General features: G+C 40.8%; 16 protein-coding genes. 8 read left to right on the forward strand and 8 right to left on the reverse strand.

Translation table 11 applies throughout. The features are described from left to right. Positions 1-2: 2 nt before the first annotated feature. Positions 3-1,514, forward strand: coding sequence for a YifB family Mg chelatase-like AAA ATPase (locus FHG08_RS04415; protein ID WP_178954569.1), 1,512 nt, complete (start codon positions 3-5; stop codon positions 1,512-1,514). A 4-nt stretch (positions 1,515-1,518) separates the two neighbouring features. Here FHG08_RS04415 and FHG08_RS04420 read toward each other — a convergent pair whose 3' ends face one another. Next, entirely contained in the window at positions 1,519-2,223 is a 705-nt protein-coding gene (locus FHG08_RS04420; RefSeq protein ID WP_138605934.1) for a response regulator transcription factor, read from the reverse strand. Between the two features lie 167 nt (positions 2,224-2,390). Beyond that, positions 2,391-4,883, reverse strand: coding sequence for a S9 family peptidase (locus tag FHG08_RS04425; RefSeq protein ID WP_178954571.1), 2,493 nt, complete (start codon positions 4,881-4,883; stop codon positions 2,391-2,393). Positions 4,884-4,980: 97 nt separating this feature from the next. On the opposite strand from FHG08_RS04425, the gene FHG08_RS04430 reads away from it, so the two are divergent. Beyond that, positions 4,981-6,048, forward strand: a complete 1,068-nt coding sequence (locus tag FHG08_RS04430; protein WP_138605937.1) for a CNNM domain-containing protein — start codon at positions 4,981-4,983, stop codon at positions 6,046-6,048. Positions 6,049-6,088: 40 nt separating this feature from the next. On the opposite strand, the gene FHG08_RS04435 is transcribed toward FHG08_RS04430, so the two are convergent. Then, positions 6,089-7,303, reverse strand: coding sequence for an EAL domain-containing protein (locus FHG08_RS04435; protein WP_178954573.1), 1,215 nt, complete (start codon positions 7,301-7,303; stop codon positions 6,089-6,091). Between the two features lie 178 nt (positions 7,304-7,481). On the opposite strand from FHG08_RS04435, the gene FHG08_RS04440 reads away from it, so the two are divergent. After that, complete coding sequence (locus FHG08_RS04440; protein WP_178954574.1) at positions 7,482-8,498, forward strand: metalloprotease; 1,017 nt, start codon at positions 7,482-7,484, stop codon at positions 8,496-8,498. A gap of 39 nt (positions 8,499-8,537) precedes the next feature. On the opposite strand, the gene FHG08_RS04445 is transcribed toward FHG08_RS04440, so the two are convergent. Together FHG08_RS04445 and FHG08_RS04450 are read right to left on the reverse strand one after the other, a co-directional pair. Then, positions 8,538-9,848, reverse strand: coding sequence for a short-chain fatty acid transporter (locus FHG08_RS04445; protein ID WP_138605941.1), 1,311 nt, complete (start codon positions 9,846-9,848; stop codon positions 8,538-8,540). A 168-nt stretch (positions 9,849-10,016) separates the two neighbouring features. After that, entirely contained in the window at positions 10,017-10,964 is a 948-nt protein-coding gene (locus tag FHG08_RS04450) for a chemotaxis protein CheV (RefSeq protein WP_178954576.1), read from the reverse strand. Positions 10,965-11,129: 165 nt separating this feature from the next. Between FHG08_RS04450 and FHG08_RS04455 the strand changes: the two genes are divergently transcribed. Continuing rightward, positions 11,130-12,197 (forward strand): potassium channel family protein, encoded by a 1,068-nt coding sequence (locus tag FHG08_RS04455; RefSeq protein ID WP_109875670.1) that lies wholly within the window; start codon positions 11,130-11,132, stop codon positions 12,195-12,197. Beyond that, complete coding sequence (locus FHG08_RS04460) at positions 12,197-12,388, forward strand: hypothetical protein (protein WP_178954578.1); 192 nt, start codon at positions 12,197-12,199, stop codon at positions 12,386-12,388. The genes FHG08_RS04455 and FHG08_RS04460 overlap by 1 nt, the downstream gene beginning before the upstream one ends. 21 nt (positions 12,389-12,409) lie before the next feature. Here the strand turns inward: FHG08_RS04460 and FHG08_RS04465 are convergent, their stop codons facing one another. Both FHG08_RS04465 and FHG08_RS04470 read right to left on the reverse strand, forming a co-directional pair. Then, positions 12,410-13,441 carry a cytosolic protein gene (locus FHG08_RS04465; protein WP_178954580.1) on the reverse strand — a complete coding sequence of 344 codons (1,032 nt, stop codon included), beginning with the start codon at positions 13,439-13,441 and terminating at the stop codon, positions 12,410-12,412. Positions 13,442-13,564: 123 nt separating this feature from the next. Further along, positions 13,565-14,023 (reverse strand): EVE domain-containing protein, encoded by a 459-nt coding sequence (locus tag FHG08_RS04470; RefSeq protein ID WP_178954582.1) that lies wholly within the window; start codon positions 14,021-14,023, stop codon positions 13,565-13,567. An 83-nt stretch (positions 14,024-14,106) separates the two neighbouring features. Here FHG08_RS04470 and tesB point away from each other — a divergent pair, with 83 nt between their 5' ends. Beyond that, entirely contained in the window at positions 14,107-14,964 is an 858-nt protein-coding gene (gene tesB / locus FHG08_RS04475) for an acyl-CoA thioesterase II (protein ID WP_010391943.1), read from the forward strand. Between the two features lie 47 nt (positions 14,965-15,011). Here tesB and plsB read toward each other — a convergent pair whose 3' ends face one another. Continuing rightward, entirely contained in the window at positions 15,012-17,450 is a 2,439-nt protein-coding gene (gene plsB / locus FHG08_RS04480) for a glycerol-3-phosphate 1-O-acyltransferase PlsB (RefSeq protein ID WP_178954584.1), read from the reverse strand. 427 nt (positions 17,451-17,877) lie between these two features. Between plsB and rpsJ the strand changes: the two genes are divergently transcribed. Beyond that, complete coding sequence (rpsJ, locus tag FHG08_RS04485; protein WP_002957900.1) at positions 17,878-18,189, forward strand: 30S ribosomal protein S10; 312 nt, start codon at positions 17,878-17,880, stop codon at positions 18,187-18,189. Between the two features lie 27 nt (positions 18,190-18,216). Further along, positions 18,217-18,852 carry a 50S ribosomal protein L3 gene (rplC, locus tag FHG08_RS04490; RefSeq protein WP_138605949.1) on the forward strand — a complete coding sequence of 212 codons (636 nt, stop codon included), beginning with the start codon at positions 18,217-18,219 and terminating at the stop codon, positions 18,850-18,852.

Here is an 18,852-nt window from a genome sequence, read left to right on the forward strand (position 1 = left end):
GAATGTCGTTAGCCCGTATATTTTCTCGCGCGCAGGTGGGGATCAACGCCCCTGAGGTGATGGTTGAAGTGCATTTAGGGAATGGTTTACCCGCCTTTCATATCGTCGGCTTACCTGAGGCGTCGGTTAAAGAGGCCAAGGATAGAGTACGTAGTGCTCTAGAAAACTCGCAATTTGGATTTCCCGATCAACGTATTACCGTTAATTTAGCGCCTGCCGATCTTCCTAAAGATGGTGGGCGATTTGACCTTGCGATTGCGGTAGGTATTTTGGTCGCATCGGGGCAAATAGTCTGCCCTGATATTCATAAGTATGAATTTTACGGTGAGCTTGCACTTAATGGTGAAATACGTGCTGTAAATGCCATTTTGCCTTCAGTGCTTGGTGCTAAAGAGCAAAATCGTTGCTGTTTTCTGCCTCTTGAAAACGACAGTTTGGCCAGCCTTGTCAGTGGTGTAAAACGAAAAGCCGTCAGTTCTATTCAAGAGGTATGGGGAGACTTGCTCAATCAACAACCTTTACCGCTTAACATTGCCTACCCTGATTGCACCCAAGCGCCAGATTTTTTACTCGATTTAAGCGATGTAAAAGGCCAACCTGGTGCTAAACGTGTATTAGAAATTGCCGCTGCTGGTGGGCATAATTTACTATTTTTAGGTCCACCAGGGACCGGAAAATCAATGCTTGCACAACGAATGGCCACAATAATGCCAACCATGTCTGATGATGAAGCCATTGATACTGCTGCTTTATATTCAATTATTGGCCACTCAATTGATTTAACCAATTGGCGTCAGCGACCGTTTCGCAATCCGCATCATACCTGTTCTGCAGTAGCGCTAGTGGGTGGTTCGTCTAACCCTAAACCCGGTGAAATATCGCTAGCGCATAATGGTGTTTTGTTTTTAGATGAGCTCCCTGAATTTGAGCGTAAAGTGCTAGACTCGCTACGCGAGCCAATGGAAACCGGAACAGTGACGATTTCGCGCGCGGCCAGACAAATGGAATTTCCAGCGCAGTTTCAGCTTATTGCAGCACTTAATCCCAGTCCGACAGGGTGTCATCATGATAAACGGGCGACACCCGATCAGGTGATGCGCTATTTATCGCGAGTATCGGGGCCGTTTATTGACAGAATTGATTTGCAAATTGAACTACCAAGGTTGAGCAGCGTGGAGCTACAAAGTACAACTACAGAAGAAACCAGTGCTGAGGTGAGGGCGCGAGTAGAAGCAGCTTATGCAGTTCAGCTTAAACGCCAAGGTAAAGTAAATGCGCGGTTAAATAACAAAGAGATGAGCTTGCACTGTGAGTTACCACCTGCAGAACTGCAGTTTTTAGCCAGAGCCAGTGAAAAGCTGGCGCTATCACCGCGCTCTTATCATAGAGTAATTAAAGTGGCGCGAACTATTAGTGATTTAAAAGGTGCGCCACAAATCAGTTTAATTGAGCTTAAAGAAGCGCTTAATTATCGGGCATTTGAGCGTTTATTATCGCAGTTAACCCAACACTAAGGCTTTAAATTGAAAGCATATAGCCTTTACCGCGAACAGTGACGATACGTTTTTGATCTTTTTCATCGTTCAGCTTTTTACGTAAACGACCCACTAACACGTCTACTGTGCGATCGTTGGGGCTCCAATCGGGCTGGCCAATTTCTTCTGATATTTTTTCACGGGAAGTCGCTTTACCAGCATTACCAATCAAACAAATAAGCACCTTGTGTTCAGCTTCAGTCAGTCGTGATTCAATCCCACTGGCGGTAATAAGGGTGCGATTGTCTGGATGAAGTTTAAAATCGGCATATTCAATAAACTCTTCACTGTCATCGTCGCTGTGATTATTGGCAACACGTTTGTATAGGGCGCGCATTCTTAGCTCAAGCTCAAGTAAATCTACAGGCTTGCAAATATAGTCATCAGCACCTTGGGCAAGGCCTGCAATTCGATCGGCTTGTGAGTCACGACTCGATAATAAGATAACGCCAATATCGGTGAGCGTATTTAGTTCTTTGGCAAGTTGTAAACCGTCGCGCTTTGGTAGCACAATATCAATTATTGCCAAGGAAATAGTATTGCGCTGATTTACGCGGCTTTTAACAACGTTTAACGCATCGGCCCCGGTGGGGTCAACGTCAATAGAAAACTCGGTATTTATAAAATGATTTTGGATGCGCTTTACGAGTAATTCGTCATCCTCAACCAATAAAACATTAATTGCCATAGTCTGTTATTTTTTTAGTTTCAGCTTTGCATATTAGCATCATTGATGGCCTGTATAACACAGAGAACATTGTTTTTCGGTAACATTATATTCCGAATAGGTCTAATAATATTGCATTTTGTAATGCGCACTTTTTTACTTCATCGACAAAGTGCGCATTATGGTTACTAATCTTTATACATTGAATCCCACCATTGTGGTTCATTTTTTAACTTTTTGTCAAAGTAAGCCAACATAGTGTTCCACCAATTAAATCGTTTATCGCGCGCAAATATTTGGTGATCTGCTCCTTTGTATTCTATCATTTCAACGTCTTTATTAAGCAGTTTTAGTGCGGTGTACATAGTTAAGCTTTCGCCCACAGGTACATTGGTATCACTGTCACCGTGAATAAGCAGTAATGGCGTGGTTACTTTATCGGCATGAAATACAGGGCTATGCTGGCTGTAAAGTTGAGGGTTATTCCACGGAAAGCTATTTTTTGAGGCTTCGCCTGAGTATAAATAACCCCACCATCCTTCACCCCAGTATGACGTTAAGTTTGAAATACCGGCATGAGCAATAGACGCGCTAAACATATCGGTTTTGGTGGCAAGCAGCATAGTCATAAAGCCACCATAAGATGCACCAAGGTTACCTACTTTACCACTGTCTACAAAATTATATTTAGCTAAAAATGCCTCTGTACCCTCCATAATGTCATCGGCGGTATAGTCGCCCCAAGCATTTACATGTTGTGCTGAAAAAGCTTGCCCAAAACCCGTTGCGCCGGTTGGTTGTACAACATAAACCACGTATCCGTTTGCTGCCCATAAGTTAAAAGGGTAACGCCCAGTAAACCCGCGTGTTACTGGTGAGGTGCCTCCATAATAATAAACAAGAGCAGGGTATTTCTTGGCTTTATCAAGATTGTTTGGCAGATAAACACGGCCAGAGATTTCTACGCCACGCTTATTGGTAAAGTTAAATTCTTCAAGCGCAGGAATAGCCGTATTGGCATAAGCAATCGGGTTTGAATCCCAAATGAGCTCTACCTTGTTTTTACTTACGTCTAAGCGCTTGAGTTGTTGAGCGCTCGACGCATTGCTGCCACTAATTAATAACTGGGCATTGCGCGTATTTGAAAAGCTAAATTGCTGCACAATATCAAAGCCTGTATTTAACTTTTTAAAGCGCTGTTTACTCAGGTCAAATAAATACAGTGGTTGGGTATCTTTCTCTGTCACTTTGATTAGCGCATCACCATTGCTTAGTACTTCTAATGTGCCAATTGCGGGGTCAAACTGTTTGCTTAACGCCGTTACTTTTTTTGCGTTATCAGCTAGTAAGTAAAGCTGGCCATCGTAATTATTAGCCAGCATGTTCTTTGGTATTGTTCTGCCTGCACCATTTTTAAAATCAGGGCCTGCAACAACATAAATATTGTTTGCGGCATATTTAGCTTGATTAAAGTTTTTAAACTTACCTAATGATTTTATGCTGTTGGATTTTAATGTAAGTTCAACCAGCTCAGTCTCTGGGTGAGTTGAGGCTTGCATCGCCATTATTGGGCGACTTATTAATAGCTTTCCACGGTTGCTGTTAGCATCTTCAAGTTGATGGCTCAATACGCCTTCGGTCAGAGCTTTGGTTAAACCACTGTTGGTATCGAGTAAATATAATTGGCTAACCGTACGGGCATAAGACCAACGGTCTTGTAAGCCTTTATGATGTTTAGTGAGGCTATTGGTTTCTTCAGATGATTTAGACCAGCTAAAAAGAATACTATTATCGTTGTAATAGCTAAAGTTGCTTGTCCCCTCAAGGCCTGAGGCTAAGGTTTTTATAGCGAAAGTTTTACGGTTTAACTGCTTTAATTCACCGTTGAGTAAATAAACTAAAAATTGGTTATCAGGACTCCAAGTAAATTGGCTAGGCTGCACTTCTTCAAATCGGTATACCGTTTGGTTATTAGTATTTTTAAGCTCGGTTGTGGTAATGGCGTTGTTGCCTGTTTTATCGCTGAAGCGCTTTGTTGTACTTAAGTAATACTTAGCATCAGGCGACAAAGACAAACCGCTAATAGTCGGGGCGTCAAACAATTGTTTAGCCGATAAGCGCTTGGTTTTATTTGTCGTTAGGGTCACGACGTCAGTTTCTGCTTTTGGCACAAACTCTAAGGTGACATCATTCCAATTAGCAACCTGTTGAGCGATGACAACCACGGTATGTGAGCCGTTATTTAAAGCAAGCTGATAGCGTTGGTTTTCACCAGTTTGCTTCTCACCATTGATAAAAATCTGGCCTTGCTCTATTCCTTCAATGTTTAAGGAGCCTTGAGTAAACCGGTCTGTTTCAATATGAAATTTAAGTGCTTGTAAACCGCCTAAAGTAAGCGCGTTAATTTTATCAAGTGGTTGCCACTTATGCTTTTTACCAAACACAACAAAGCTTTCTGCACTTGATTCAAGTTGTGCAAGCAGATTATTAATAATCACGTCGCCATGGGGGGTCTGAAATGGCTTTGCTTGCATATCTTCTGCAAGTGGGCCGATAAACTGAATTTTTGATTGATCGAGTGGGGCAGCTAATGCCGTTAAACTCAAACTACTTAATGTGAGTAGGGTTGCCAAGCGAGTAAAACGTCTTGTGTAACGATACCAAGGTGCGCTTAAATTCATTGCTATGCCTATTGTTATTGGAGATTTGGCCAAATATAACATGTATTGTTATGATGGCTATTATCATCGGGTATTTATCCAACTTATCGGAGAGAAAGTGACACTATTAATCGTTTACATGGTTACAGCGATTGTGATTTCGTTTTTGTGTTCAATCATGGAGGCCGTACTATTAAGTATTTCACCTAGTTATGTTGCATTGTTGCGCAAAGAGCGGCCGGTGCTGGCTAAACAACTTGAAATACTAAAAAGTAATATTGATCAACCATTAGCAGCTATTTTAACGCTTAATACTGTTGCCCATACTGCTGGTGCCGCAGGAGTAGGTGCACAAGCCGCCGTGGTGTTTTCAGATGCAGCAGTGGGGATTGCATCTGCTATTATGACTTTATTGGTATTGGTGTTATCTGAAATTATTCCAAAAACCTTGGGTGCCAACTATTGGCGTGCTTTAACACCAAGTGTGACTTATGGTTTACGTATTTTGGTGTTAGTGCTTAAGCCATTTGTATGGGCTGCACAAAAGCTAACCAATTTGATGGGACAAAAGCATAATGAGGCCTATTATATTCGCCAAGAAATAGAAGCGATGGCCGATATTGGCAGTGAGTCAGGGGCACTTCATGCTGATGAGTCAGAGATCATTCGAAACTTACTGCATTTTAGGCACGCAAAACTAACCGACTTAATGACCCCGCGCACGGTTATTTTTAAAATTCATAAAGATCTTACTGTAAATCAGTACTTAAGCGAACATGGCTCTTCGTCATTCTCTCGAGTGCTAATTTACGACAAAGATGCTGACGATATAATAGGGTTTGTTCATAAAAACGACATTATGTTGGCATACCACCGCTTAGGTACAGACTACAAGATTAGTAAGTTGGTTAAGCCTATTTATACAGTACCGAGTACGCAAAACGTATCGTCGTTATTACAAATATTACTTACCAAGCGTACCCATATTTGTTTAGTGATTGATGAATACGGTGATGTGCAAGGAATAGTGACCCTAGAAGATATGATAGAGGCGCTAATGGGTTTAGAAATTGTTGATGAGCGAGATCAATCTACCAACATGCGTGCCGTGGCTAAGCAACGTTGGCATCAACGTTTAGCGGATAGTGAGCATATCGTCAGCGCCGAGGATAATGAATCTCGTTAGGGGTATTTAGTAAATATCAACCGGCAAAGGTCAGCAGACCTTAGTTATTATTTGTTTTAGCAGCTGTTTTTATCCAGTGTTGTGCCCACGAGATAAATTCAGCTTTTGCTTTTGGGCAACTAAACAAAAATCCTTGTATAGCTAAATTTGTTTGATAGTGCTTTAGATAGGCAAGTTCTTCCGGACGTTCAACACCCTCAGCAACAAGTTGCAGTTGCTCTTGGCTAGTCATATCAATCAATGAGTTGACCACAACTTGCGAAAACTTATCTGTTTCAATGTGGCTTATAAAAGAGCGGTCTATTTTTACTTCTGTAAATGGCAGCTGTTTCAGTTGGTTAATATTAGTAAAGCCAGTACCAAAATCATCCAGTGAGATACCAAAACCAAATATTCTTAATCTGTTTAAGGTTTCAAGTTGGGTATAGCTTGAAAGGGCATGTTGCTCGGTTATTTCAACAACCACATCACTGGGAAGCACGCCGTGCTTTTGTAATAACTGTAATAATTTATTAGGGCAGTTCAAATCATTTAACTGGCATGGCGACATATTAAATGACAACTTTAAGTTTTCCCCTAATTGTTCTTTCAGCTGCTTTAAGTCACTGCAGGCTTTTTCAAACAGCGTAAAAGTAATGTCATTGATTAAGTCGCATTGCTCAGCAAGGCTAATAAAACGGCTTGGTAAAATCACGCGTTCGTTTTTATTTGAAACAATACGAGCCAATACTTCAACACTTTGTATAAAGTTGGTGTTTATATTTATCTTAGGCTGGTAAAACGGTGTTATTTCATTATTTTTTAATGCGCTAACAAGTTTAGCTTTAGTAATTGGGCGCTCTTTTACAAGCGTATGGCTGTTTAACTGCGCTATTTTGGCAAGTAACATATTTACCTGATTTAATTGTACTGGCTTGGTAAGGTTACCAATTAAATGCACATTATGCTGCTTGGCTAGATCAGCTGCTAGGCTGATTATTTTAGGATCCATTTCAGAAATAATAACAATCGCACCGCAATAGCCTATTTCACCTAAGTTACGAATTAACTCCATACCATCCATTTCTGGCATATTCAGATCGGTAAATATGGCGTCATAAAAGTTTATATCAGGCTTTACTCTCTCTAGTGCTGTAACTGCGCTTAAGCAAGTGGTAACTTCTGGCATTTCGAGCTCATTAAAAATCGCTTTCATAACAATTAAAATGGCTTTTGAGTCATCAACAACGAGTATATTTGGCAATTGAGTTTGCATTGGTGTCCTTAGTAGTTGAAGCTTACTTCCTGTAATATTAAAAATAGTCGCTTGAATTGTTTTTGTCAGTATTTCAGGCATTTTTAGCTTACATTATCGCTAATAAAATGATGCTAGCTCACTCGTGTTTTTTTGGTGGGAAGGTATACTAGCGGCATAATTTATAATGGTTAGAATAATGATAAAAGTCGAACTTTCTCTGGCAGAGCAACCGTTTACGCTGATGATAGCAGAGCAGCAAGTTGTAAAAATATTTCATGATCAGCAAGCGATTGCATTTGAAAACCCACGTGAAAATTATGTCGAGTTTATGCTTGATGAGCAGTTAATTGGTATTGATAGCAACGAGGTCAGCCAGCAAAGCTTGGCGCTATATGTAAATAATCAGTTTGCAACTCAGTTAGCTTTACCTGTAGCAGCACAGGGCGCACCTAAAAAGGGGTTTTTAGGGCTCGCGGCGCTTGGCTTTAAATTATTTAAAAGTACTAAAGTTGTTAAAGTGGCGCTAGCGAGCGCATCGGTGGCCGGTTATGCTTGGCTGTTTACCATTGAGTTTGCGTTAATGCTGATTGCTTGCTTGGTGGTACACGAATATGGCCACGTACGAGCTATGAAGTATTTTGGCATTAAAACTAAAGGCATTTATTTAATTCCTTTTGTAGGCGGGTTAGCCGTTAGCGACGATAAAATAACTACGCGCTGGCAAGATGTGGTTATATCACTTATGGGGCCTGCCTTTGGTTTATTTACTTCTGTGCTTGGTGTAGTGCTTTATTACGCTACGGAAATGGAAATATTTGCAGGTGTTGCAGTGCTTAGTGCACTGCTTAATTTATTCAATTTACTGCCTATTTTACCGCTTGATGGCGGGCATGTACTAAAAAGCATAAGCTTCTCAATGCGCTCATGGCTTGGTTTAAGTGTGTGCTTACTTGGCGTGTTATTTGGTTTATGGCTTAGCTATACGTTTGGCTTAATGCTTTTAGTGTTCTTTTTGTTTGTTGGGGCGCTGGAAATTGTGTTTGAATGGCGCGGTCGCCATTACTCACATTTACTACCATTAGATAAATACGGCCAAGGCTTCTCGGCAGTAATGTATGCGCTGGTAGTTGTAGGCCATGTAGCAGTGATGATGCATTTTGCAGATTCAGAAAACGCGATATTAAGCTTACCGATGAAGATTTTATCAAGCTAAGTAAGCACGGGCTGTAATACAAGTTACAGCCCAGTTAGATTAATAAAAGCTCAATACCAGCGATATAAACACCCCAGTAATAATCAGCTGTACCACGCAAAACCCCATAATATCTTTAGCTTTTAACCCTGCAATGGCTAATACCGGTAATGCCCAAAAGGGTTGAATTAAATTGGTCCAAGCATCTCCCCATGCTACAGCCATAGCAACCCTTGCCATATCTGCACCAAGCTCTTGTGCTGCAGGGATAACAATAGGTGCTTGTACAGCCCATTGGCCGCCACCGGATGGCACAAACATATTAACTAACCCTGCACTAATAAAACTGTAAAATGGCAAGCTATCGGCATCCGCTATGGCAATAAAGCCCTGCGATATTTGTTGTGCTAACCCTGTATCGACCATAACGGCCATAATACCGGCATAAAAAGGGAACTGAATTACAATTCCCGCGCCACTCGGAATCGCTTGTTGTAGGCTATTTAGTAAATTGTGGGGGGTCTGATGTAGTGTGATAGCTAAAAATAAGAAAAGCGCTATCACGCTGTTGAGATTTAAGCCGCCACCTGCGATAAAAAAGTAATAACCTAAGTAGGCAAGTCCGAGTAAGCCAATGCCCATGCCTAGCAGTTTGCTTTGTTCTAAATGTTGCGCAGGGCGTGTTATTGTTACTCTATCGAGTAGAGTGTTCTTAAGCAGTGATGGGTCAATATAAACACTGTCTTTTTCACTTGGTAGCATGTAGCGGTTAACCAACGGCATAATAATAAATAAGCCAATCAGAATCGCAATGTTAAAACCTGCGAACAAGGTTTGCTCGGTGCCAATAATCCCCATTGTTGCCTGTGAAAAATGCCCTTCGCTGGCAATGGTTAGTGGTACGGAGCCTGCCAATCCGCCGTGCCATACTACAAAACCTGAGTAAGCACTTGCTACTAAGAGTCGATAATCTACTCGAGTCTGCTTAGCAATAGCCTTAGCAAATAAAGCCCCAATCACTAATCCAAACCCCCAATTAAGCCAGCTTGCTAAAAGCGAGATAAATGTCACTAAAATAATGGCTTTTGGGGCCGTATTAGCAAGCGTTGCTAATTTTGTTAGTAACTTACTTATTAAAGAGGTACTGGCGAGCATATAGCCTGTTACTAGCACCAACAGCATTTGCATGGCAAAGCTAAGTAAGTTCCAAAACCCGCTTCCCCATGATGTTATTACCTCAAGTGTGGTTGCAGGAGTCGCTAAATTCGCAATGCTCAAGGTAATAATAGTGAGCAAAATGACAAATATAAATGGGTCGGGTAAGTAGCGCTCGACGAGCTTAGTAAACGGGCTGGCAACTTTATTGAGCATAATTAATAACGAGTTAGTGAAAACTTATTTACTAATTAATCATGAAACCTTAGGATTAGCAAACACCGCTTTGAATAACCACTCAGTAAGGCAGGTTTTTAAAGGTTGCTGATGAGGAGAGTGTTACTAGCAAATATTTACCCAAGCAGATATTTGCTAGTTTTGTAATTAGGTGCTGCTTAACACATGTTTTAGACGGTTTTGTACTTCTTGCACTAGTAAGTCAGGCTGAAATTTTGATAAAAATGCATCACAGCCAACCTTTTCTACCATGGCTTGGTTAAAGCTGCCGCTTAGGGAGGTGTTAAGTACTACATGTAAGTTTTTTAAGCGGCTGTCGTTACGTATTTCATAGGTTAAGCGATAACCATCCATTGAGGGCATTTCGGCATCGGTAATCACCATAAGTAATTCTTTTTCAACATCGCGGCCTTCATCGGCCCAACCTTTAAGCATATTGAGTGCTTCCAAGCCATTACTGGCAGGAACAATTTCGATACCAAGCTGCGATAATGTATCGCTTACTTGCTTGCGTGCTGTTGGCGAATCATCAGCGTGTAGTATTTTTCGCCCAGAGAATTCGTTAACTATAGTTTGGTCTAACACTCCATCTGAAATATTAACCTCGTACTCAACTATTTCAGCCAGTACTTTTTCTACATCTATAATTTCTACCAAGTGCTCCACGTCGTCGCGCTGTACTTTAGTAAGTGCAGTAATGTAATGATTTTTACCGACTGAGCTGGGTGGTGGCATAATATCAGACCAGGTCATGTTCATTATTTGATCAACCTTACCAATTAAAAAACCTTGAGTGGTACGGTTATATTCAGTCACTACCAAATTACAATCTTCACCATGTTCTTTGTGTGACATAGAAATGGCTTGGCGTAAATCAATCACCGGAATAGATTCACCCCTAATATTGGCAACACCCGTCACCTTAGGGTGAGAGTGCGGTATTTTGCTTAAACGGGGAAGCTTCACCACTTCTTTAATTTTAAATACATTGAGTGCAAATAAATGGCGGCTATGTAAATAAAACAGTAGCAACTCTAAACGGTTCTCACCTACAAGCTGAGTACGCTGATCAACTGACGCTAAAACACCTGACATAATAGATCCATTCTTTCCTCATAACTTAATAACTATAGTTTACTCTTATTTTTATTCATAACGAACCGTGAATATTTCGATTACAGTAAAACGTTGCTTAAGTGTTATGATGTGCAGTATCGTGTTACCAAATGATTCAAATAATCAATCGATTAACAAACAATTATGCATCATATTTTTAAACGTATTGTTGTGCTGTTGCGCAGCCATATTGATCAGGTGAGCTGGCAGTCTGTTGTAATAGCAACGTCTTTACACATGCTACTTACTTGGTGCTTATTATTTATGGCTAATGAGCAAGCACTACTTTCGCCAGGGACCTTTTTTTACTACTACACGGTAACCACTTCAACAGTAGGGTATGGAGATTTAAGTCCATCATCTGACTTGGGCCGTTGGATTGTCGCATTAATACAAATACCCTTTGGTTTGGCTTTATTTGGTGTCTTGTTAGGTAAAACAGGGCAAACAGTAACTTACTTAATTAGGCGCGCTATGACTGGTGATAAAAACTTTGCTCACAGTAGCAATCACATTATTATTTTTGGTTGGCATAATGCTCGAACAAAAAAAATGATCGACTATATTTTGGCTGATACTAAACGTACAGACCGCCGTATTCTATTGGCGGTTACTGAACAAATAGAGCATCCATTTTTAAGTAATGAGAATGTTGATTTTGCTCGTTTGACTAGTTTTACCGATTTGGATGAATTAGAACGCGTTGCCATTCGCCATGCCGATAAAGTGATTATTGATGGCCAAGATGATGACCAAACATTTACTACTGCACTGCGTATTAGCCGTTTAGTCAAAGAAGATTGTCACATTAGTGCACACTTTTTTGATGAAACGAAAGTGGAAATGTTATTAGAGCATTGCCATAATGTAGAGTGTAGTAGCACTAAGTCAGCAGAGATTTTGGTGCGCTCAATGCAAGACCCAGGCTCAAGCCGTGTTCAAGAAGAGCTATTATCTACTTTGCATGGTGATACGCAATTTAGCCTACAAATACCTAGTGATATAAAAACCATGGAATTTGGTAAATTATTTCATCATTTTAAGTACGATCATAATGCAATATTGTTAGGTGTAGCTCATAATTTAAGTGCAAAGAATATGGATTTAAACCCACCTCTAGATTATGCAGTGAATGCGGGTGATATTCTGCATTACATCGCACAAGAGCGGGTGTTAAGTGGTGAAGTTGATTGGCTTAGCTTGGAAAAATAATGACTGAAGTTGCTTTTTTAATTATTGTTTTATGTGCTTACATTTTTCCTATCATGATAATTCTTAACAGTAAGCGTAGCCACGGCCATGAAAAAAATGGCTGGCTAGTCGGCGCTATCTTCTTTTCGTGGATAGCGCTGATTCTTTACTTTTCGATTGTGCCCAAGCAAGGGCACGCCAAGAAAAAGTAAAGCATGAGTACCTTTTGTTACTTATTCTAATTGTCTCAGTTTATGCTCAACAAGTGGGTCGTCAGGCACGAGTTGTTGAGCAACTTCTAATAGCTTAATGGCATCATTTGGGCTTTCGTCTTGATGCTTAATAGCTACCTCTATTAAGGGCTGAATATCAATTTTTTCTTGGTGCTCTTTAACATGCGCTGCTTTTTCGTCGATTAAAATAGTGTGAGCGGTACTTAATAACGCTTGGCGGTGTGCCGATTTAGCGTTGGCTTTATTAAGTTTTTTATAATAATCCTCTTTTAAACGCAGTGTTTTTGTTTGCAGCCTAAATTGCGCAATGTCGATTTGCTGATCACGAATAAAATCAACCGCTACTTGTTTATAAAAGCCAAACTTATTCAAGTAAGTAGCGTGAGTGCCGTGCCCCATACCAAACACGCGTAAGTGAGTGAGCTGTTTGTAGCGTTTAGCATGTTGGCGGTCAATACGATTGGTTGGGTCGTAAATAATGTAACCCTTGGCATCCCCTAAGTCTAAATCATGGTAGTCACCTTGCCAGTCATATTGCTGAGCAATTTCAGTACTTGAGCGGTCATCCCAAGGGGCGATAAGTTTGTTTTTGGTGCTAACAGGATGGAAAAGCAGTACTTTATCGAGTTTGAGTAACTTAGCAAATGCACCCACAGCAAAGCCGCCACGGCTAAGCCCATAGCCTAACTTAGTTTTAAAAGGAGAGAGTAAAGTTGATAGCTGCTCAATAAAAAAGATTAAATTGCGGTTACGAAACCAATTGCTTTTACCTAAATGCTGAAACGCAATAATATTAACATCTTGCTTTTGCGCTAGATGATAGCCCCAAGGGGCAAAGTCTTCATTTAGATCGCGTTCTTGTATATCAGTACCCGCAGGAGAAAAAGTAAAAAGCAGGGGTTTAGTGAGGTCAACAAAGTGATACTTTACATACACATCACCGAGTAAATCTCCACCAGAGGCTGGTAGTTTTGCTTGCCTCTCATCATCGCTGAGAGTTAACCATTCATCCAACCAATACAGTAATTTCATTTTTCCTCCAGTAAACGCAAGCCGCAGATTATAACAAATTTGGCTCCATAAGAAAATCGAGCGGTGACATGCTGCGCTGGTGGAGTACTATTTTAATGAAGAAAATGTAGTTATTTTAGTGGCTTATTTCACCATATTTAAAATTTCATGCCAATCATTTTCGGTCACTGGCATGACCGATAAACGCCCGCCTTTTTTAAGTGCTATATCAGTTATAGCAGTATTTGCTTTGATCGCTTGCAGGCTTACTAAACTACTCAAATGCGCCTGATAAGTTATTTCTACCACAAACCAGCGAGGGTTTTCAGTGGTTGCCTTAGCATCGTAATAGTCGCTACTTAAATCAAATTGCGTTGGATCAGGGTAAGCAGCCTTAGTAACCACACCAAGCCCTGCAACGCCAACTTGTTTACAGCTAGAATGATAAATCATCACTAAATCACCTTGCTTTACATCATCGCGAATAAAATTACGCGCTTGGTAGTTGCGTACACCTTCCCATAGCGTTGTTTGCTGTGGCGCTTGCTTTAAGTCATCAATTGAAAAGGCGTCGGGTTCGGTTTTAAAAAGCCAAAATGCCATATTAGATTTCCTCAATCAGTGAGTTAGTATTTTTTAACTATTGTATAGTATCATTTATAAATTAGGGGATTGAGGAAGAAATAATGAGCCAAGTATTAGATGATTTATTATCGTTGTTGTCACTTGAAGAAATTGAGCAAGGTTTATATCGAGGACAAAGCCAAGATTTAGGTTTTAGAGCGGTGTTTGGTGGTCAAGTTATGGGACAAGCGCTTTCAGCAGCTAAAGAAACACTGCCTGCGGGGCGTATTGTTCATTCCTTACATTCTTATTTTTTACGCCCAGGCGACGCTGCAAAACCGATTGTGTACGATGTAGAAACTATACGTGATGGTAAAAGTTTTAGCACTCGACGTGTCAGTGCGATTCAGTACGGTAAACCTATTTTTTACATGACAGCGTCGTTTCAAGGTGAAGAGCAGGGGTTATCGCATCAAGCCACTATGCCTGATGTTCCAGCTCCTGAAGAACTGCGTTCTTCGTTAGAGTTTTATCAAGAAAATGCACAGCATATTCCTGAAGCAATCCGTAATAAGTTTATTCGTGAAATGCCGATTGAAATGCGTCCGGTGAACTTTCATAACCCCTTTAAACCTGAAGCCCTAGAACCGGTAAAACATATTTGGTTTAAAGCCAATGGCGATATGCCGGACGATCAACGTATTCATAATTACTTATTGGCGTATGCGTCTGACTTTGAGTTTTTACCAACCGCACTGCAGCCACATGGTGTGTCGTTTATGCAGCCGAATATGCAAGTTGCGACCATAGATCATGCTATGTGGTTTCATCGTCCATTTAGAATGGATGATTGGATGTTATATACCATTGATAGCCCAAGCGCGAGTTCAGGAAGAGGGCTGGTACGTGGTCAGTTTTTTGACCGCCAAGGCAATTTAGTTGCCTCGACGATTCAAGAAGGGGTAATGCGCCAGCGTTAACTCTTTGCTACCTACTATATTGGGTTAATTCAATATAGTGAAGTACGTTACTGACATTGAGCGTGGACAATGTCAGTAATTGATTGCCAAATACGTGCCGGCAAGAGTGTTTGCAGTTGCTTGTAGGTCTCGCACAGCTCTTGGCTGCCTTGTAAGCCGCTATCAGATTCACTAATTAGTTTTTGTTCGCGAAGGTTGGAAATAAAACTACTAAGTACCTTCTTATCAAAAAACTCCGGCGTTTTAATGCCATGTAACGTACCCAAGCGTTGTGCCAACACATAGCTTTCACGTTCCAGTTCAGCTTTTGCAATACCTTGGCTGGTTTGAATAAAGCCAATCACAATCGCATAACGTTGCAGAGTAAAGCTCAATGCACGACCAAGCATTTCGAGTTTGGCAAAGCTATCGTTACTTTGAGTTACTTTGATATTATCACCATCAAGCTCAATTAAGCCTTGATCGCTAAAGTTAGTTAAAATGCGGGCCACATAGTTGTCATCAAGCTCTTGTAAGTACCACTCTTTGGCGAATAACGGATAAAATGATTTTACCAATTGATGGCAGTGAGTAACGGTACTTTGATGCTGCTTAAATAAATGTAGAGCTACTAAGCTAGGTACTGCAAAAATATGCAAAATGTTATTACGGTAATAGTTAAATAAGGTTTTTTCTTTATCGTTTATCGCAATAATTTCACCAAACTCGTCACTGATCACATCAAACTTATTCAACTTTAAAGCGTGTTCTAGCAGTTGCTCTGGCGTTTCATCGGGTGCGGTTATTTTATTGCTGTAGCTAGCTTCACGTTGTAATCGCAAATAAAACTCAAGCTGAGCTAGCAATTTAGGTTTACTCAATGCGTGCTTATCGTTTACTAGCAGTATCATCGCCAGTAAGTTAACTGAGTTAAGTGCGGCGGCATTGTTAATTTTAACCATAACCTGATCAGCAAGATTAGCCACCTGCGGCCCTAGCCATTGTGGTTTTTGCACGTCGGTAGCATGAATTGATTCGCGCCAGTCGGGTTGGTTGTCATTCAGGTATTGGTTAATAGAAATTGGGTCACCAAAATTTAAATACCCGCGACCATAGTTTTTCAAATTTTTAATTGCTTTAAAAATACCTAATATCGACTCGCCTTTTTTATCATTACCCGCGAGCTCTTTTAAGTAGGTGTTTATTTCCATTACGTGTTCGTAACCAATATACACCGGTACAATTGATACAGGGCGGTCTATACCACGAAGCATAGCTTGCATCGTCATGGCGAGCATACCCGTTTTTGGGGGGAGTAAGCGTCCGGTTCTACTGCGGCCACCTTCGGTATAAAACTTAACCGAGTAACCCTTTATAAATAACTGGCTTAAGTATTCTTTAAATACCGCTGAGTAGAGTTTGTTACCAGCAAATGAGCGACGAATAAAAAATGCACCACTGCGGCGGAATATGCCACCTGCAGGGAAAAAGTTAAGGTTAATCCCTGCAGCAATATGCGGTGGTACAAGGCCTTGATGATAAATAGAGTAGGTTAGTAGCAAGTAATCCATATGGCTACGATGACAAGGCATGTAGATTATTTCATGGCCTTTATTGGTTAGGTCATGAATTTGCTCGGTGTACTTTATGTCAATGCCATTATAAAGCTTATTCCAAAGCCACGTTAATATGCGATCAGCAACGCGAATTGTGGCATCGCTGTAATTAGCGGCGATTTCATCAAGTAGCTTTAAGGCGTTTTGTCGCGCCTGAGCTTGGCTGATGTTTTTTTCAGAAGCCTCGGTTTGAATTGCTTTTTTAATTGTGGGTGATGCCAGTAGTGAGCTAAATAACTGATCACGAGATGGGATTTTAGGCCCTGTTGCAGCCAGCTTTTGACGTTTAAAGTGAACTAGAGCTACACGCAACAGCTTATGAGGAAGTTCATTAACGTCGGCTTTTTCATTAACCAATAAAGATAAGTCGAGTGGTTGGCTAAATCGAATAAAGTTATCTCTACCTGAAAAAAGCACCACAAAAATTTTTCTAAACCAGCTGGGCGTTAGTGAGTGCGAAAGTAAAGTGCTTAGTCCGGGTTTTTCTTTACCTGGCGATCGGCCCCATAAAATAGTCACGGGCACCACTTGCACATTTTTTTGGCCACTATTTAATAAGTGCTCAACAATGTGTTTGCCTTGCGCTAATGCATTGGTAGACTTTTCTTTATCACCAAATAGCGGGGGAGGGTTTTTAATGCCGATAAAGCGATCTAACGTCTTGTCACCTAATATTTGCTGCTCGGTTGGGTCCGGTAAACCATTTCGTTTACAAACACGGGCCAGTGCCGCTAGATCAAAGCGTGAGTTTAAACGCACTATATAGAATGTCGGGTTTTTAGGGTTTAACTCAAATTGCTCTAAAGGCTTTTCAGGCAGTACTTTGCTTTTAACAAACAAGCGGCTGATACCACCAGAGATAAGATTTAAACCATAATTTAAAATACGCATTGACTCACCATAAGAGAGTAGTTACCCAAACTAATATGGGTATATAACAGCAAAATTAGCGCATAGGATAACATAATATCTAAAAAATCCCCTGCAGATTAATCGACAAGCTATGACATTATAAAGACATCATCACTTCCATTGCGTTCACTATTAATAAACTTAGCTATTTTTTAAACGACAATAACAAAGTAATTATGTCTAAATAGTTGTTGCATTTATCACCAGTATCATTATAATACGCAGGCTTTCAAAATTCCCTCGGGAACAAGAAAGAATAAATTAAGCTTGGATTTCAAGCTAATAAACAGGAGTTCCGATTTGGAACTCAACGTAGATATAATCAAACAACCGGCATCTTAATTATTAAGATTGTTTCGGTCGTTTTTTTATGCTCTTTAAATGCTCTTTATATTGAGGTTTAAGAATGTCAAATCAACGCATTCGTATTCGCCTAAAAGCTTTTGACCACCGTTTGATTGACCAATCAACGGCGGAAATCGTGGAAACTGCGAAACGCACTGGCGCACAAGTACGTGGTCCAATTCCACTACCTACACGCTTTGAACGTTTTACTGTACTTACATCACCGCACGTTAATAAAGACGCGCGTGATCAGTACGAGATCCGCACCCATAAACGTCTGATCGACATCGTAGAACCAACAGACAAGACTGTAGACGCACTTATGCGTTTAGACCTTGCTGCTGGTGTTGATGTTCAAATCAGCCTGGGTTAATCGGAAGATTAGAGAGGTTTTAGGAAAATGGCATTAGGTCTAGTCGGTCGTAAAGTGGGTATGACACGTATCTTCACTGAAGATGGTGTATCTATCCCTGTGACAGTTATTGAAGCGACTCCTAACCGCATTGCTCAGATCAAATCTGACGCAACAGACGGTTATAACGCGCTTCAAGTAACCGCAGGCACTAAAAAAGCAAGCCGTGTAAACAAAGCAACAGCGGGTCACTTCGCTAAAGCTGGTGTTGAAGCGGGTCGCGGTCTGTGGGAATTCCGCCTAAATGGTGGTGAAGGCGATTTTGAAGTAGGCTCTGAGCTTACTGTTGAATTATTCAACGAAATCAACAAAGTTGACGTAACCGGTACTTCTAAAGGTAAAGGTTTCCAAGGTGGTGTTAAGCGCTGGAATTTCAGCATGCAAGACGCTACACATGGTAACTCTCTATCTCACCGTGCTCCTGGTTCAATCGGTCAAAACCAATCACCTGGTAAGGTGTTTAAAGGTAAGAAAATGGCCGGTCAAATGGGTAATGAGCAAGTAACAACTCAGAACCTTGAACTAGTTCGCGTTGACGCTGAGCGTAACCTGCTTTTAGTTAAAGGTGCAGTACCTGGCGCTATCGGCGGTGACGTTATCGTTAAACCAGCTGTTAAAGCATAA

This window comes from Pseudoalteromonas sp. Scap03 (assembly GCF_013393115.1).
Taxonomy (GTDB): Bacteria; Pseudomonadota; Gammaproteobacteria; order Enterobacterales; family Alteromonadaceae; genus Pseudoalteromonas.